9 protein-coding genes and 1 pseudogene are annotated in these 18022 nt (G+C 54.0%); 1 reads left to right on the forward strand and 9 read right to left on the reverse strand.

The features are described 5' to 3' along the window. Positions 1-2 precede the first annotated feature (2 nt). From GF1_RS02970 to GF1_RS03005, 8 genes are all read right to left on the reverse strand, one after another. A complete protein-coding gene (locus tag GF1_RS02970) occupies positions 3-1154 on the reverse strand; it encodes an HD domain-containing phosphohydrolase (protein ID WP_267928136.1) in 1152 nt (383 codons plus the stop codon). Continuing rightward, the gene (locus GF1_RS02975) at positions 1151-2344 is read right to left on the reverse strand and encodes a response regulator (protein ID WP_267928137.1); all 1194 of its coding nucleotides are present in this window, start codon (positions 2342-2344) and stop codon (positions 1151-1153) included. The genes GF1_RS02970 and GF1_RS02975 overlap by 4 nt, the downstream gene beginning before the upstream one ends. Then, positions 2341-4026, reverse strand: coding sequence for a response regulator (locus GF1_RS02980; protein ID WP_267928138.1), 1686 nt, complete (start codon positions 4024-4026; stop codon positions 2341-2343). Before GF1_RS02980 ends, GF1_RS02975 begins: the two co-directional genes overlap by 4 nt. A gap of 73 nt (positions 4027-4099) precedes the next feature. Beyond that, complete coding sequence (locus GF1_RS02985; protein ID WP_267928139.1) at positions 4100-6919, reverse strand: PAS domain-containing protein; 2820 nt, start codon at positions 6917-6919, stop codon at positions 4100-4102. A 27-nt stretch (positions 6920-6946) separates the two neighbouring features. Beyond that, the gene (locus GF1_RS02990) at positions 6947-7990 is read right to left on the reverse strand and encodes an HD domain-containing phosphohydrolase (RefSeq protein ID WP_267928141.1); all 1044 of its coding nucleotides are present in this window, start codon (positions 7988-7990) and stop codon (positions 6947-6949) included. Between the two features lie 125 nt (positions 7991-8115). Beyond that, positions 8116-11115, reverse strand: a complete 3000-nt coding sequence (locus GF1_RS02995) for a PAS domain S-box protein (RefSeq protein WP_267928142.1) — start codon at positions 11113-11115, stop codon at positions 8116-8118. Then, positions 11112-11732, reverse strand: a complete 621-nt coding sequence (locus GF1_RS03000) for a hypothetical protein (protein ID WP_267928143.1) — start codon at positions 11730-11732, stop codon at positions 11112-11114. The genes GF1_RS02995 and GF1_RS03000 overlap by 4 nt, the downstream gene beginning before the upstream one ends. Positions 11733-12151: 419 nt before the next feature. Continuing rightward, positions 12152-14446 carry a sensor domain-containing diguanylate cyclase gene (locus GF1_RS03005; RefSeq protein WP_267928144.1) on the reverse strand — a complete coding sequence of 765 codons (2295 nt, stop codon included), beginning with the start codon at positions 14444-14446 and terminating at the stop codon, positions 12152-12154. Positions 14447-15104: 658 nt separating this feature from the next. Between GF1_RS03005 and GF1_RS03010 the strand changes: the two genes are divergently transcribed. After that, positions 15105-16229 (forward strand): sensor histidine kinase, encoded by a 1125-nt coding sequence (locus tag GF1_RS03010; protein ID WP_267928145.1) that lies wholly within the window; start codon positions 15105-15107, stop codon positions 16227-16229. 20 nt (positions 16230-16249) lie between these two features. Here the strand turns inward: GF1_RS03010 and hisF are convergent. After that, positions 16250-17826, reverse strand: a pseudogene (gene hisF / locus GF1_RS03015) (imidazole glycerol phosphate synthase subunit HisF). Positions 17827-18022 lie beyond the last annotated feature (196 nt).

Raw genomic sequence — 18022 nt, forward strand, 5'->3', positions numbered from 1 at the left:
GTCTACTCGCCTCTTTTTCCTATCAGCACCCTGATAGGTTCCTGGATCCCCACCTGCTGGGCGAAGTTGCTCAGACTCTGGATCATGGGCCAGGTGACTTCCTGTCCCTTGGGGATCAGCAGGACGCCGTTCCTGGCAAACACATCTTCCTGGACAATCATACCCGGAGCGATATCCCGCGCTTTCAGGCTGATAACCTCGGTGGGCCGTTCCTGACTCTTTGTTTTTTCCAGCAACCGCAGGAGGGCCTGGATGTAGGCGCCCCGGTCGCGCTTCATCTGTCGCATGGCCTCGGCCGGTTCCATGCCGCGATAAAGAAGGAGGTCATAGTCCAGGGTGGTCTTGAGCAGCTGGGCGCCGATACAGACCTCCTCGGCGAGTTTCTCTTCCAGCCCGTCGTCATACTCGTCAAATCGGCGTAGCTGATGGGCGATCATGGCGGCCACGTTTTCAAGCCGCGGAATATTGCCAAGCAGCCGGCTGCCGACCAGGGGATGGTTTGCAAACATCTGCTGCTCGTCCGGCGTCAGCTCGATATTGGCATACCGCTTGTTGAGGATCTCGGCCGGCAGGGTGATGCAGCCGATCTGCGACATGAGCGCGGCTATCTCAAACTGCCACAGGCCAGGCAGCTGCAGTTCCCTGGCCATGGTCACCACGTAATGTTTGATCCGGTAACCGCTGGAAAAAGCAAGGGGATTGGCCTGACTGAGGATCTCGGTCAGGACCTTGACACTGCCCCGCAGGGTTTCGTCGAGCAGGTTCCGTTCCGCCGATTCCACCCGGTACTGGTGCAGGGCCATGGTCAGGGCCAGGATCAGAGTTCCCGACGAACAGGGTTTGGTCAGGAAGCGGAAGATGTTTCCCTTGTTTACCGCCTTGATGGCGGTTTCCTGGTCCGCATTGCCGGTGAGCATGATGCGGATGGTTTCAGGATAGAGATCCTTGACCCGGGAAAGCAGCTGGATGCCGTCCATGCCCGGCATGCGCATGTCCGATACAATGACCGCAAAGGGCCCTTCCTTTTTCAGTATCTGCAGAGCCTCGTCGCCGCTGGTGGCCGTATGGGTGGCAAAGCGTTTGCGTAGCTGCCGGGTCAGGGATTGCAGGACATTGACTTCATCGTCAACCAGGAGGATCTTTTCTGTCATCATTGCTCTCCCAGGCAAAGGTTGTGCCAGGATTCAACTCGATCGCTCAGGTCGAGCCGGGCAAGATATTCGGTGTTATAGCCGGATGGTGTGCCGATGATCTCGTCGGGATGGAGCTGGTGGCTGAGCACGTCCGCGACATGGATAGCCAGGACCGGGCTCAGTTCCTGACCGGGAAACCGTTCCAGTCGATGATGAAAACAGCATGCTTCAACCACTGATCCGGGCAACCCCCACAATCCGACCAGATAGGCCCCCACATCGTCATGTCCGGCGCCAAAGACCTGGCGCTCGGCCTCGACCAGGACCATTTCCTTCTCTCTGGCCAGTAGCACCGCTTCTTCGAACCGGGCTGGCATAAAGGAGATAAGGACGAGTTTTCCGATATCGTGGAGAATGCCGCCAAGAAAGGCATCCTCGGCCATTTCCCTGTCATTATATTCCAACGCCGCAATTTTGCGGGCGAACGCGCCGGTGGCCATGGAATGATTCCACAGGCTGTCCACGGAAAAGACTTTGCTTGACGTGTGGAGCTCGGAAAAGATTTCCGTGCCCAGTACCAGGGCCTTGATGGTGTCTAGTCCCAGCAGATTCACAGCCCTGCTCACACTGCTTACCTTCTGGTACAGGCCAAAAAAGGCCGAGTTGACAAGCTGGAGGATTTTGGCGGTCATGGAGATGTCGGTTTCTATGATCGCGGCCACATCGGTCTGGGTGGTGTCCGGATCCTGGAGCGCTTTCTGCAGCCGGACATAGAGCGAGGGCAGGCTTGGCAGGGAGCCGATACCGGAAATGAGTTCCTTGAGCTGACTGTCGCTCATCAAATCATATGTGGCCCCCGCCCGGACCAGGGAGGCTCTTATTTCTTCTGGCAGACAGGGCTTGGACAGGAACTGGTGTACTACCCCGATGGTTCGTAGCACGGATTTGTCATCGGCATAACCCGTGAGCATGATGCGGATTACCCGGGGATGGAGTTTTTTCACCAGGGTCAGCAGTTCCGCGCCATCCATGCCCGGCATTCGCATGTCGGAAACAACGATGTCCACTTGATTTTTATCTAATATTTCCAATGCTTCTCTGCCGCTTGTCGCGCACAGGCAGTCAAATTCCTCGCGCATTGAGCGGACCATACGCCTGAGACCGGAGAGGATGTTTGGTTCATCGTCAACGAAAAGTATCTGTTTTTTCATTGGCTGGTCGTCTGGTTTTTCAGGGGCAGGCGAATGGTGAAGGTCGTGCCGACCCCCTTTTCAGTTTCAAATGTAATGGTTCCCTCATGCTTTTCGGTGACCACATCATGGGCAATGGCCAACCCCTGTCCTGTGCCGCGCCCCACTTCTTTTGTGGTGAAAAAAGGGTCGAAAATCCGGTTTCTGGCATGTTCAGGAATACCGGTACCATTGTCCTGGATCTGTATTTCCACATGGGAATCATCAGCTCTGGTGCTGATACGAATTGTTCCCTTTTCTCCATTGGGGTTATCGCCGATTTTTTCCCCTATGGCATGCGCAGCATTTACCAGTATGTTGAGAATTACCTGCCCCATTTCATCAACCAGGCAGGGGATTTGCGGTATATCGTCTGCAAAATCAGTAATGACCTCTGCAAGATACTTCCATTCATTGCGGCTGACGGTAATGGTCGTTTCAATGATTTTGTTGATATCTGCCGGGACCTTGTCCTTGCTGCCCGGGTGGGAGAACTCCTTCATCGCCTGGACAATGGACGTCACCCGCTGGACTCCTTCCCGTGATTGGGAAATAGCCTGAGGGATTTCCTCGGCAAGGTATTCCCAGTCCGCCTCTTCAAATGCTTCCTGGACAGGTTTGGGTGTTTCAGGCAAAGAGTTCTGCAGCGCCTCCATTACCGTTGCCATATCTCTGAAGGATTCTTCCAGGAAATCGATATTGGTGCTGATGAACTGCGTGGGGGTATTTATTTCATGGGCTATACCGGCAGCCAGTTGGCCCACGGCTTCCAGTTTCTGGGCATGGAGCAGCTTGGTCTGAAGTTTTTCCTTTTCCTGTTCCGCTTTCTTCCTTGGTGTAATATCGGTGGCAATATGTACTGTTCCGATGCGCGTCTTCCCGACCGTATCGTAAAAAGGTTCCACGTGGATCTCCAGGTACTTTTCCTGGACAGGGTCATAAATTTCAATAGTTCTTGGTTCACCATCCATAAGTACTTTGTGGTGGGGACAGTTTTCCGGCAAAATTCCACTGTGGTGCATATAAAAACAGCATTTTTTCCCCACCGCCTCCGCGGGTGTCATGCCCATGGCACGGGCCATGGCCTTGTTGAGCCGGATGATGTTCTGTTCGTGGTCGACCAGGGCTATCAGGGCTGGCATGGCATCGACGGTGCGCTCCCACTCCTGCTTGGCTCGGGAAATCATCTGCTCGACAGCCTTACGTTCCCTGATCTCCTGTTCAAGTTCTTCTGTTCTCTTTTTGACGGTCTCTTCCAGCCATTGCTGGCGTTCCCGTAATTTTATCCGCAACTGGGACCGTTCAAGCACCTGCTCTACCGTATGGAGCAGGAAATTCATATCCTCGATCGGTTTGGTGATATAACCCCAGGCTCCAAGCCGCAGCGCTTCGATGACATCATTTCGCGTGCCGACGCCGGAGACAATGACCACCGGAATTTCCCTGGATTTCTGCACCACCCGGGTCAGCAGTTCCAGGCCGTCCATCCCCGGCATGCGCAGGTCGGTTAAAACAAGATCAATTTTCTTCTCCTGGCACAGTTTCCAGGCTTCACTGCCACTCTCCGCTTCAAGTATCGCGTAGCCATTGTTTTTCAGAAACGAATGCATGGATTTGCGGACAAAGATATCATCTTCAGCCAGCAGGATAGTCGGTTGTGTCATGTTGGTTTTCCTGTCAGTCTGCGTTGCAGAAAGAAAAGTACTGAGAGGCCCGTCTCGAGTTGTTAGCCTCCAGCTATTTACTGAATGGCTGGAGTGGCAGTTCAATAATAAATCGTGCACCCTTGCCTGGTTCGGATTCCACGGATATTTTTCCCTGGTGCTTTTCACAGATAATGGTGTAGGCAACGTAAAGACCAAGGCCTGTTCCTGCCCCGACTTCCTTGGTCGTAAAAAAAGGATCAAAGACGTGTCCGCGAATTTTTTCATCCATGCCTGGGCCGTTATCTTCCACTTCGACCCGTACCGCGGAGCCCGTTCTTGCCGTGCGCAGGATGATACGTGGATTCTCCCTGGTCTGCCCGCCCAGGGCCTGCACTGCATTTTTGATTATATTGAGCAGTACCTGTTCGATTTCCATGGCCACGCACGGCACCGGCGGCAGGTCAGGATCATACTCCCGCCGGATCGTAACATTTAAAATGTCATATTTTTTCTTCAGGTCATAGTCAGCCCGGGCCAGTTCCAAGGCACTGTCCATGAGTTCATTGAGATGTACCATGCTGATTTCTCCCTTTTGCGGGCGACTGAACTCAAGCAGGTTGGTGATGATTTTTGCGGCATTGCTGGCAGAGGCCTGGATACCGTTGAGGAAAAAATCTATTTCCTGGCTCTTGAAATAATCCTGGACTTTGTCCAGGTCAATACCATGCCGGGCAGCCTTTTCCCGGTTGGACTTCTGACCAGGGGACAGTCCCTGCTGAATGACCTGGATCGATTGAAGGATGGCTGAAAGTGGCGTGTTGATTTCGTGGGCAACACCGGCGGCCAGGCCGGCAATGGTGGCCATTTTTTCACTCTGCAGCAGGTGGTCCTGTGCCTTCTGCTGGTCGGTTATATCCTTGGCAATATGGACAAACTGAACAATGTTATCCTGGTCATCCAGGACGGGATGGAGAGAAACCTGATAGGTTCGCTGCAATTTTTCATGTTTCAATACCCGGGTATGTGGCTTGCGGGACTTCACGATGATGTGTATGGGACAGTCTGCACATACTTCCCCCTCACTGGTGAACAGTTCGTAACAGTAACGGCCCGCCAGTGCATGTAGGTCAGTGCCCAGGGCAAGACCGGTGGCTCTGTTAGCCCTGATGATCCGCATATCGGTATCCTGAATCGTGATGATGTCGTCAATTGCATCAAATGTGCGCTCCCAGTCTTCCTTTGCCCGGCGCAGTTGTTCTTCGCTTTTCTTCCGTTCACTGATATCACGGACCAGGGCCAGCATTGCCGGGCGCCCATTGAGTTCAATTCGGGTTGCCTTGACCTCCGAGGGAAACAGTTCTCCACTCCGGCTCACCTGGACAATTTCACAGGTGGATGAGCCGAACTCCATGGTTCGGCGCCAGCAGACCCTGGCAAGATCGGTTCCATCCGGCCTCTGCAGGGCAGCCGGGCCCATGGAGAGCAGTTCCTTGCGACTGTAGCCAAGGCGTCTGACCGCCTCATCGTTGACGTCCAGGAAACGGCCATTTTCTCCCACCACAAAGGCCGCGTCACCGAGATTGTTGAACAGGTTACTGAACCGGGCCTCGCTCGCCCGGATTTTGTCTTCATCGCGGCGGCGCTGCAGGGCCAGCGCGAACAGGGAGGCCATCCGCTCCAGCACGTGCAGGTTTTTTTCTGTGTAGTCCCTGTTGCTGTTCGCCACCGCGATCAGGCCGGTTACGGTGTTGTCGATACGGGAAGGAGCGGCCAGAAAACGCGTAATAGGAAGGTGACCGTATGGGATACCGGTGGAACGGGGATCCTCTGCAGGATTATTGGTTATGATTGGCTCACCTTTTTTAAGGACCCAACCCCACAGTCCGGAAAATTTATCAAAAACAGCAGAGCGTCCCGGGATTCGACATTTTTTCCATACGTCTCCTGAAAAGGTCGGGCAGACAAGGTGCCCGGAGTCCTGGTCAATATAGCCGACAAAACCAATGGGGCTGCACGTGAGTTCCTGGGCGGATCGAAGGACCATGCGGGCTATTTTCTCCAGGGAATGGCTCTGGATGAGGCTCTGCGCCAGCTTTGCAAGGCGGCTGTTGATGTCGACCTCCTGGCGCAGGGATTCTTCCGCCTGGCGCAGCTCGGTCACGTCCTGGCCGATTTCCATGGCGCCGATGATCTGTTGTTTATTATCCCGTACCGGTACCGTGGTTATCCTGATAATCCTGCCGCTCTCGATCTGCCGTTCAAAGCAGCACTTGCGCCCGTCACGCAGAACATTGCGGATCTGGCAGGGATCACAGATCCGTTCCCGGCCTGTCCTTGTCTCGTCGTTTGCGTACTGCCCCCAGAGATCATAACAGTGTCTGCCACGGGCCCGGGCAATGGAAATGTTGGTTAGACGTTCCATGGCCGGATTGATGCGCTGCACCCGCATGTCCCTGTCAAGATAGGAAATACTGACCGGCGCGTTGTTGAGAATGTTTTCCAGCTCGTTGGTCTGCCTGGCAAGTTCGGCTGTCAGCTTCTCCCTTTCGGTAATGTCCTGCAGTACCTGGATTATGCGTGTGATCTTTCCATGGTTGTCCTTGAGTGGAGAGGCAGTTATCTGCAGGATCAGCTTGTTCCCGTTTGGCAGGATGTGTTCGTGAACAACGCAAATCGGCTCGCCTGTGGAAAAGACCCTGGCATGAACGCATGGTATTGTATCGTCACAGGTATCCTGGCAGGGAAACGGGCAGTTATGGGAAATCTGAAAGCACTTGCTTCCAATGATATCCATCTGGCCTGCCCCGGTGCACAGCTCAAGAAAGGCCTGGTTGGCGAACAGGATGGTGTGGTCAGTGTCGATGATCAGTATGGGAACCGCAATGCTTTGCAGAATTGCGTATTCAGGCATAGTCATGGCATGTTTCTGGCTGACTTGTTAAAAGATAAAGCGACCTTCCCCAAACAGATTATGGCAGGCCTCCACCACATCGGCATCATAGAGTGTTCCCCGGTGCCGGTTTATTTCTTCCAGTGCCGTATCAATACCCAGGGCCGGGCGATAAGGCCGGTGGGAAGACATGGCCTCCACCACATCGGCCACTCCAAGGATCCGGGCCTCTATCATGATTTCCCCGTCCTTGAGCCCCTGCGGATAGCCGCTGCCGTCGAGCCGTTCATGGTGTTGATGGACAATCTGGGCCAGCGGCCAGGGAAACTCCATTCTGCGCAGGATATCATACCCTACCTGGACATGGGTCTGGATAAACTGAAATTCAAGATCCGTCAGCCGGCCGGGCTTGGAAAGTAGCTCGCTGGGAATGGCAACCTTGCCCAGGTCATGGATGATTGCCGCCAGGTGCAGGCCTTCTATCTTCCGCGAAGTAAGCCCCATCTCCCGGGCAATGGCCCTGGCCAGCGAGGCGACCCGCTGTTCATGGCCTGCGGTGTATGGGTCACGCTTTTCGACAATGGCGGCCACCACATCGACAATGCCGACCAGGGCCTTTTTCAGCTTGGTTTCACGGTGGCGCAGTTCTGCTGTCCTGTCGGCGACCGTTTTCTCCAACTCCTGTTGATATCGGTGCCGTTCCCGGATCATCACGGCCCGCTCCAGGGCCTTGTTTACGGAATGTTCCAGGAGTGTCATGTCGCGGATAGGTTTGACAAGGAAGTCCCAGGCCCCCAGCCGCAGGCTCTCGATGGCATCTTCCCTGGAACCGACTCCGGAAATAATGATCACCGGTACTTCACCGATCTGCTGGGCCAGAGCTGCCAGTACTTCCAGACCGTCAAGTTCAGGCATGCGCAGGTCAAGAAGCACGAGATCCGGGTTCTTCTGAAAAAATATTTCCAGCCCTACACGGCCATTTTCCGCCTGAAGAATGGTGTATCCCTTTGAGCCGAGATACACGGCAAGGCTGTGGCGGACGAATTGGTCATCTTCGATGATGAGAATTGTTGTATTGGACGTGGTCGTCATGGTTTGATCCAGTAATTTCTTCTTAGTTTGCCGTAAGTCCTGAACCAGTTATGCCGGAACACCGGCTGTTTTTAATGGTGATTCAGGAATATATAGCTTCAAAAAAACAATTTTTCGCCACAGGTTCAGGCAAGCGGCAGCTCCACGGTAAAACATGCACCCTGGCCCGGTTCCGAAACCACATACATCCTGCCCTGGTGTTTTTCGCAGATAATCGCGTAGGAAACCGAGAGACCCAGTCCGGTACCGCAGCCCACCTCCTTGGTCGTGAAAAAGGGCTCGAAGATATGCCTGCGTACTTCCTCGCTCATTCCTGGACCATTATCTTCTACCAGGAACCGGGCCATGGTGTGGGCTTTTTCTGTCCGCAAAGTGATGCGCGGTGATTCCTGGCCGCAATCAGCCATGGCCTGCACCGCGTTTTTAATCAGGTTGAGAATGACCTGCTCTATTTCCATTGCCACGCAAGGGACAGGAGGAAGTTCTGTATCATATTCCCGGATAATCTCTACATTGAGAATATCATATTTTTTCTTGAGATCATAATCGGCCCTGGCCAGTTCCACGGCATTGTCTATGAGGTTATTGAGGTCTGCCGGCGCGAGTTCCCCTTCCTGGGGACGGCTGAATTCGAGCAGGTTGGCGATGATCCTGGCAGCATTGCTGGCCGATGTGTGGATTCCCTCAAGGAAAAAATCGACTTCGCATCTTTTGAAATATGTTTGCAGCCGGTCCAGGTCAATGCCATGCTCGGCAGCCAGTTTTCTGTTTTCCGGGTGGGAGCTGTCGAGGAACTGACGAATGACCTGCACGGACTGGAGAATGGCTGAAAGCGGTGTGTTGATCTCGTGGGCAACTCCTGCGGCCAGCCCGGCAATGGTGGTCATTTTTTCACCCTGCAACAGTTGCTCCTCCAGCCGTTTCTGTTCGGTAATATCCTGGCAGATGCCTCTGTTGTGCAGCGGCTCTCCGCTGTCCGTATAGGTACACCTGCCAATCAGGCGAACTGTTCTGACTCCACTGTCTTTGCGAATGATGCGAAACTGGAGATTGTATGCAGTCTGGCCGGTGGCGTGGCCCTGGCTGATGGTGTTGATGACATATTCCCGGTCATCAGGGTGTACCAGGCCCAGGGCCTGGTCCTGGGTACAGGCTATTTCATCCGGTTCATAACCAAATATTCGATAGAGATTATCAGACCAGAAGCCTTTGCCGGTTTGCCAGTTGCGCTCGTAATATCCCATTCCGGCGATTTCCTGGGCATCTTCCAGGGACTCCATGGCTGCCTGGAGTTTGGCTTCGCTCTGCCGCCTTTTCTCCTCCAGTTCCAGGGAAAAGAGGGCATGGCCAAGATCGCTCGCTATCTCTCCAAACAGTCCTTTTTCCTCTTTGTCACCAAGGAATTCCTGGGGCACCGAGACAGTGAGAAAGCCGTAGGTCTTGTTGTTATGGTGCAGGGGGGCCGTCATGACACCAGCTTCCGGGTAGCTGTTTTGCAGCGGGCAGTGTCGGCAGGTATCGTTGGTGTCGGTGATGCAGACGACATCGCCGCACTCCATGGCAGCCCTTATGCAGGCAGGAAACCGTTGCTGCCCCAGTTCTGTCTCCAGTGGTTCAAACCCGTTGCCGAGTCCGGTATGTGTTGTCTGGCTGACCGTCCCGTTTTCGTCGAACAGGATGCTCCAGGCACTGTTATAACCACGGTTCCTGACAAAGATGGAGCAGCATGACTGGAGTAAGGTCGAGGGATCTTTATGGATATCGATTTCCTGGTGGATATGAACCATGGTTTCCAGGACCAGGTTCAGGTGCTTGAGCCTCTTTTCTTTGCGCAGAATGTCGGTAATATCTCTACCGACGACAACCAGGGTCTGCCGGGAGCCATCATGGTTGAAAAGCGGGCTCTTCAGGACATCAAAAGTTCTGACCGAACCGCCGGGGGTCGGTATGTGCTCGATACTGCGAACCGGGACTCCCTGCCGCCAGGCAGCCTCGTCCGACTCCATACAGGTAAGAAAGGCGTCACGAAAGGATGGGCTGAACGGGATAAGATCCGCATCGGTTTTCCCCTGGTAGACCACATCGGTCAGCTTGAAGAGTTCCAGGTCCGGCTGGTTGGCCAGCAGCCATCGTCCTTCGCCGTCCTTGAGGCAGATAATATCAGGTGTGTTATTGACAATGGTCTCCAGCATTCTTGTCTGCTTCTTTGATTCTTTTTCAAGCTGGAGTTCCCTGGTTATGTCCCGAAAAACGCAGTGGGTACGGAGAACATTATGCTGGCTGTCACGGGAAACACTGCCGTTAAACGAAACATGGATGAGCGAACCGTCTTTTTTTATCAGTTGCAGGACAAGATTTTTTGCTCCGCCCTTATCAAGGAAGCGGGAAAAATGTCTGTTGAATCGGTCCCGTTCGGCAGGAGGCAGAAACTTGGTGAAATCATGCCCGATCACCTCATGTTCTTCATATCCCATGACATCGAGCCAGGCCGGATTTACATCAAGGAAGATGCCGTCTTGATCCAGGGACTGGTAGGCGAGCGGCATGTTGTCGTACAGATGACGGTATCGTCTTTCCTGGGCCGCCAGCCGTTTTTTTGCCTGTCTCTGCTGTTCCAAAAGAGCGCTTAACCACCAGAGGAGCGGAAGAATGCCCAGGAGTATAAGATTGAAAAGACCCCAGTGAAACCTGGTAAACAACGAGTTGATGCCGGCCAGTTCCTCTGAAGGGACATGGACCACGAGATACCAGAAATATGTTTCCGGAGTGAACATGGAGCTGCCGGTATTTTCCGGCAGTCCTGATTCGTTTCCTCCAGACGTCGTGTACGGGCGCAGGGGATAGAGCCTCGAGAAGGAAAACAACCCCTGATCCGTGGCGACCTGGCCCTGCTGCCGGCTGTTCAACACCTTCCAGGCCTGCGGGAAACGGTTGCCGAAGTTACGCCCGTGGTCGAGCATGAAGCCCCACTCGTCGGCAGGATCCGGGGAAAGCAGCCAGTATCCTTCCCGGTTGATCATCATTGGCCGGTGGCCGTAATGGACAGAGTCGGAGTCTGCCGTGGTATTGTTGAAAAAGGCTTCCCTGAAAAGCTGGAGGAGGTATTTGCCCTGATAGTTAATCACGATAACGCCCCGGTTGCTGCCCTGATCGTCAACAATCGGGCGGCCAGACGCAGCGTGGGTTTGTGGGGTGTCTCTATTTCACCATGCTCGACATTGAGATCCAGGGGGGAAAGATAAATTTCTCCTTTTTGCAGTTTGCGCAGATCGGAAAAATAATAGCGCTGGGATTTATCCTGCAGTGCCTCCGGCGGAACAATGACCGGGCCATTTTCGGTGGCATTGACCCGGATGATTTCTTGGCCGTCATGATCCAGCAGGCGGACCTGGTCGTACCAGATCTTGTGCCGGGCAAATACCTGGAATTCAGAAGCAGTGGACCGTAACACCTGGGGGTTTTGCGGATCATGGATCCATTTCCGCAGACAGGGGATTCCGGACAGCGAACGCACATCACTGATGACATGACCGATCTCCCGTTCAAGAATTTTTTTGCCGGCCTGCAGCCGGAGATCTGCCTCTTCCTTGAGCAGTACCATGTCGTGGTGTCTTTCCCAGTGGGCATGGTACAGGAATATGGTACCAAGCAGGATCGCGGAGAGCAGGAGCAAAAAGAAAAAATATCGTGGTGCCGGACAACATTTTCGGGAAGGAGCAGGGGGATCGGATGTTGTTGTCATGTACTTTCCTGCCAGATAGATTTATTATCTTCAAGTCTGTGCTCAGCAACAGGTCCTGATCAGGAGCAGGCAAAAGAGGATCAGGTAGGCTGATGATGCATGGAGCGCAGGCTCTCGCCGCAACAGGCTGTTCTACCGGTTGTGTCCGTTGAACCGGGTTTCAGGATTTTCATTTAATAACTATTATCTTATCATTTGTCAGCTTGTAACACCAACATTTTTGGACAGTTGTTACTGGCACGCAATATTTCTGCTGGAACAGGAATTCCGGATAGACCGGTATGGCTGGACCTGATGGGCGACCGAAGGGAGACTCCGGGCTTCGGCATAGTTCAGCGTTTCTTCTCTCTACCTGTGGAAAAACAAAAAACTCAAAACTCGTGATCACCGCCCCGCGGTGTCACGCAGGTGACCGGACGCTACGTTGATGTCCCTCCGGCCTTTCGTTGCTTTTTGACTGCATACATTTTTTTGTCCGCCAAGTTCAGGAGTTTATCCAGCGTTGTGCCTGGTTCAGCCCGGACAATACCAAAACTGATGGCTATCTGTTCTTCCTGTGGCCGCTCTTTGTTTACCCTGGCCAGTTCCTCGTTCAATCGTCTGAGAATAACTTCTTCGGAGGCCTCGGCAGGATTTGTACCGAGCAGGATGGCAAATTCGTCCCCGCCCATCCGGGCGACAACATCTGATTTTCTTACCGTGGCTTGCAGGATCCGGGCAGTTGTCTGCAGGGCCCGGTCTCCGGCTTCGTGACCAAGAGTGTCATTGATTCGTTTCATGTTATCGAGGTCGGCAAAGAGGAGAAAGGCCTCGTTACCCGAGCGTTTGATACACTGCAGCTGCTGGGCCGCCAGGGTCATGAATCCCCGCCGGTTGTTGAGCCCGGTCAGCTCATCGGTCACCGACAGGGTCTGCAACTGTTGCTCGAGGTGTTTGCGCTCGGAGATATCACGGAAATCCTCTATTATTCCCATGAATTGCCCCTTGGGGTTTACAAAAGGTCTGGCCACTGTCAGGCAGGTGAGAACCTTGCCGTCCGGCCGTTTTTTTTCTGCCTCCTCTCGAACAATTTTACGGCCCTTCTTGATCTGCTCCATGGTGCATTGACCGGTTGTACAGGTGGAGCCGGGAAAAACAACGTGGCATGGCTGACCGATAATCTCTTCGACGGGCAGACCGACCATTTCGGCAAAGGTGGAATTTGCCCGGACTGTGATACCATTCTTGTCTATCACCCGGATGCCATCGGCCGCGGTGTTGAATATCTGGTCCAACTCGGCATGGGATTCTTCAAGCTCCCTCTGCATTTTTTTCAGGTCCGTCACATCAAAGATGGCATTGATCCATCCGGCCTCTCTGTTGTGGACAATAAACGGTGTCTCGTGGACGACCAGGTCACGGCAGGTGCCATTACCGTCATAAAACTGTTGTTCAAAAAAATGGCCACTTTTTCTTGGTTGCTCTCCGGGCCGGTTGGCCTGAAAGAACATTTCAAGGCGGTCCCGGAGAGGTTGATCGGGCCGTAACAGGGAATGGCGGTCTGTGGCAAGGAGCGTGGTAAAGGAGTTGTTTGCCTCGACAATGGTGTTGTCGGTGTTTCGAACCACGACGGGAGTGGGAATGGAATCGATCAGCTGCTTCTGGAAGGCGATACGGCCTGACTGGGTGTACGCATATCGGGAGTGCATGAGCAACAGTAACAGGGAGAAAACGGTTATGATAAACCAGCCCAGGGTATAGCGGTGTTGCAGGGTGTCGTAATAGGGACACCTTTCATGCAAGACCAGGTATCCGGCCGTCTGGCCACTGATATCATCAATGGGCAGCAGGGTGGTCAGAATGGTTGTACCGTTTTTCCTCAGGGGCAGGGAAAAGGGTCTGTTGAGGTTCTGCAGCCATTCATTGTGACGGCCGCGCAGTTGCCCATTGATTTTGTCTATGGTGGCTGTGTCAATCCGCTCTCCATTTCCGGAATCATTGCTGGGGAATACAGTGTTCTGTTCTCCCGTGCGTTCCTCAAGAAAGTTCTCTCCCAGGGCGGAAGGCCGGTAATGTTTTTCCAGGGCCTCTCTGTTCAGGTGTTGCTCGGCCATCTGTCTGCGTACGACAAATCGGGTCTGGCTGGGGAAGGCGTCCATCAGGTTGGCCAGCAGGGCATAGAGCGGTGCGCTGATTTCCACACTGCCGATGAAGTGATTGCCGGCAAAGAGGGGAAAGATAAAGCGATAGGCATGCCAGTGTCGTCCCATTTCGTAGCCCTCCACCGGTTGACCGCTCTGGATGACCCGGGCAACAGACGGACGGATGGTGGTCAACTGGTCCCCAAATTCTTTGGGCAGGTGCATGCGCAGAAAGCTGGTGCCGTCGGCAAAATGAAAGTGCACCTGGCGAAATCCGGCAGTCCGCAAATGATTATATACCGGCAGCAACCGATTATACAGTTCATTGCGCAATCGATTTTGTTCCCGGGGTTCTGCCGATCTGGCCCGGGCGACAATGGTGAGAACCTCGGGTAGGTTGAAATCCCGGTTAAAGGCAAACTCGGCCAGGCGACGATAGGTAAGTACGGTGGCCTTATACTGCTGCTCATGGTCTTTTTGCCGTTCATGGAACAAGTTATTTTGTTCCTGTTCCATAAACTGGTACAGGCCGATAACGGTGATAGCCTGGATACCGATAAAGATCAGTATAGAGATGAAAAATTGTTTTTTCATAGGCCTGAGCGGGACATTGAAGATGGGAAAACGCAAGCCGTTACCGGTTTGTTCTCCGGTCGAGCAGCCTGCCAAAATTTTTTTGTATGTATACAGGTATTGTATCGGAAAGAGAGACTGTCTGTCCATGAACGATAGTGTTTTTCCGTTCCTGGTCCAGGTGGATACTCTGTGCCCCCCCTCCTGGTAGAGATGCTATCTGCCGGGAGCGTTTTTTTTGAGATAGCAATTGTCGTGCCACGTTTGATTCTTAAGAATTGTTTTTATATTGCTATGTTATGGGCTGGGACGAGTGGGTGATATGGAATGGTGTCGACAGATTTTGGTGTGGCTCGACAATATTGTCGATATTGAATCGGGGGGCGGCAGGGAACCAGGGGTATAATTGCCCTGTTGCCGTTTTGGGGATGACAAACTGTTTGATTGTCTTTCCTCGCTGGTGTAGCGTTTTCTTTTTCTAGAAGCGCACTATGCCCATGAAACCTCTTGCGCAACATTGGGAAACACCAGGCTTCATCTGGTTGGAGGGGTGGGGTGATTTATCGTGGATGATGCGCTGTCAGGTTGCAGATTGTGGACCGGTATGGGTAATGTCGAGAGGCATGATCCGTAACACCGGCAGCTATGTAGCGGGCCATAATTTCTGGAGAACATACCGATGAAGGACGACCGAACCTGTGACAGCCACAAACAGGTGGAAAACATCAGGGTAGCAATTGTCGGTGGTGGCGCGGGATGCCGGGATGTGCTTGCGTTGTTACTGTCTACTCCGATGCGCTACCTGAGAATTCAGATTGTCGGGGTGGCGGATATCCATAAAGATGCCCCAGGCAGGCGTTTTGCCGAAGAGCATGGTATCCCGACAACCGATGATTTCAGGGATTTTTTCAGGGAAAGGGAGAGCGACGAAGCCCTCCTGCCGGATCTGCTCATTGAACTCACTGGCAGCGACGAGGTGCTTCGTCAGATTTTTGCGGTCAAGCCCGAGTCGGTCAAGGTGCTGGACCATGTCGCGGCACGTCTGTTCTGGGAATTGATCGAACTGCAAAATGAAAAGCGTGCCATGGAAGAGCATCTGGCAAAATCGGAAAAGATGGCGAGCGTGGCCCGGATAGCCTTCCGGCTGGTCCATGAAATGCGCAACCCGCTGATGATTGTCGGTGGTAGTATCCGACGCCTGATGCTTGATCCGGTGACGCCGCATCCGATTCGAAAACAGCTGTGTCGGATTGTCGATAACGTGGCCAAAATGGAGCACTCCATCGCCGATATCTGCGCCCTTGCCGGTCCCCTGCATCCCCATTATGAGCGGGCTGAACTCACCGATATTCTCAATGAATGGTGCCGGAGTGTCTCGCGGGATGCTAGGCACCACGGGGTAACCATCAATTATCTTATCGATGAAGCCCTGCCGTCCCTGGTCATGGACAAGGGCTTGATCCATCAGGTTTTAAGCGAGGTGACTGAAAAGGTCCTGGAACGCATGACCAGGATCCATGGCAATATCGAGATTGGAGCGAAAAGAGAAGACAAGCACGTTGTCATAACGGTGCGCGAGGTCCTTCCGGATGCCGGGGATGGTTCGTCCTCGTACCACGGGGCTGGCTACATACCCACCCAGATTGATTACTGGGTGGATGTGTGTCGTAAGATCATCTATGATCACAAGGGTGATTTTCAGATCCGCCAGATGGATGATGGGGGCGTCATGTTTGTCATAACGCTCCCCATCAGTTCTGCTGAACATGGTGGAGGGGCGGGAGAATATTCCGGCAGGATGTGATTTCCTGCCAGTGGATTGAATCAGGCCGGGCGGATCTCCACCTTGTCTTTCAGGAAGTTTTTTACTTCACCGATGCCCACTTCCTTCCGGTGGAAGATGCCGGCGGCAAGGGCGGCTTCCGCCCCGGTTTCGGTGAAAACTTCGAGGAAATGCTCACCACTGCCGGCACCGCTCGAGGCAATAACCGGGATGGTGACAGCGTTTTTCACCGCATCTATCAATTCCAGGTCAAAGCCGGAGTTGGTTCCGTCCCGATCAATACAGTTGAGCAGGATTTCTCCGGCGCCAAGCTCTTCACAGGTCCTGGCCAGGGTCACTGCGTCCAGGTCCCGTCCTTCCCGGCCGCCCTTGATGGTGCACTGGTACCAGCAGTACTGTTCCCCATTCGGGCCCGGCAGGCTGGTTCTTATGACATGGTGGTCCGGCGCCTCGTCCGGGGAGGTGACGTAGACCCGCCGTGGATCCACCGAGATCACCACGGCCTGGTTGCCGTAGACCCTTGATATCTGCTCTATGGAACTCATGCCGCTGGCCCTACCTGTTTTCAGGACTTCCTCGACTATCAGGACCGCGTCGCTGCCAATGGAGATCTTGTCAGCGCCGGAACGGAAGTATTCCGAGGCCACTTCCAGGGCGGAATAGAAGGTTCCGTTACGATCGGTAAAGTCGCGGATGCCGCCGCCAATGGTCAGCGGTACGAACACGTTCTCCGAGGTCCGCCGCAGCACCTCCAGCATGGGCATGTCGCTGAGCGGAAAATCCCGGAACCCGGTGATGTTTAAAAAGGTGATCTCGTCGGCGCCCTCCTCGTAGTAGCGCCTGGCCAGTTCCACCGGTTTTCCCAGGTTACGGACATCCCCGTCTTCGCGCACGTCATACTGGTCGCCCTTGGTGACCACCAGGTCACCGTGGTCGTTGGCGCGCACGTCCAGGCAGGCAATGATCCGTTTGGCCAGTCGGGTCGGCTCGGACCCTGAGCGGAGGGTGATCATCTCCCTGCTGCTATCGAGAAAGTTGCCCAGGACCGTGAGCCCGGCCCGGCCGCTTTTTTCCGGATGAAACTGGGTAGCCATGACTTCGCCCATCTGGATACCACTGGTGTATTTGATCCCATAATCCGTGGTGGTCAGAATGCAGCCCGGATCTTCGGGCGCCACGTAATAGGAATGGACAAAGTAGAACTTCTCATCGCCCTCCAGGCCGGCAAAGAGCCGCGAAGGCTGCTGCGCCTTGATGCCGTTCCAGCCGATATGCGGTACGGCCAGATCCACGGCAAACCGTTTTACCCGGCCGGGAATAATCCCGAGCCCGCGAATCCCGGGGTCTCTTCGCTCTCCTCGAACAGGGCCTGGAGTCCCAGGCAGATGCCGAGAAAGGGCTTGCCGGCACGCAAATGGGCCTGCAGTGGTTCGACAAAGCCCTTGGCATGGAGATTTTCCATCATGGCGCCGAAGCTACCCACCCCGGGAAAGACCAGTCTCCCGGCCCTTGAAATATCCTCGGCCGTGGTCACGGGCTGGACGGTTTCTCCCAGTTTCTCTATGGCGTTGATGACCGAGCGTACATTGCCGGCTCCGTAATCGAGTAATGCTATCATGGACGTTTTTCGCTGTATGGGTTACGGTCCAGGCCATCTTTTGTAAAAAATGGAAGGCCGGTTGTCTGCCTGTTCCTGGGGGCTCAGGGACGAGGTGGACGAAGAAAAGAGAAAAATCTCGTAGTTGTCGCCCGCTTCGTGGTGCTCTATTCCGGTCCGGGATATGGAGCCTGAACCGGTCAGCGTCCTCCATCGG

The organism is Desulfolithobacter dissulfuricans (genome assembly GCF_025998535.1).
GTDB lineage: Bacteria > Desulfobacterota > Desulfobulbia > Desulfobulbales > Desulfobulbaceae > Desulfolithobacter > Desulfolithobacter dissulfuricans.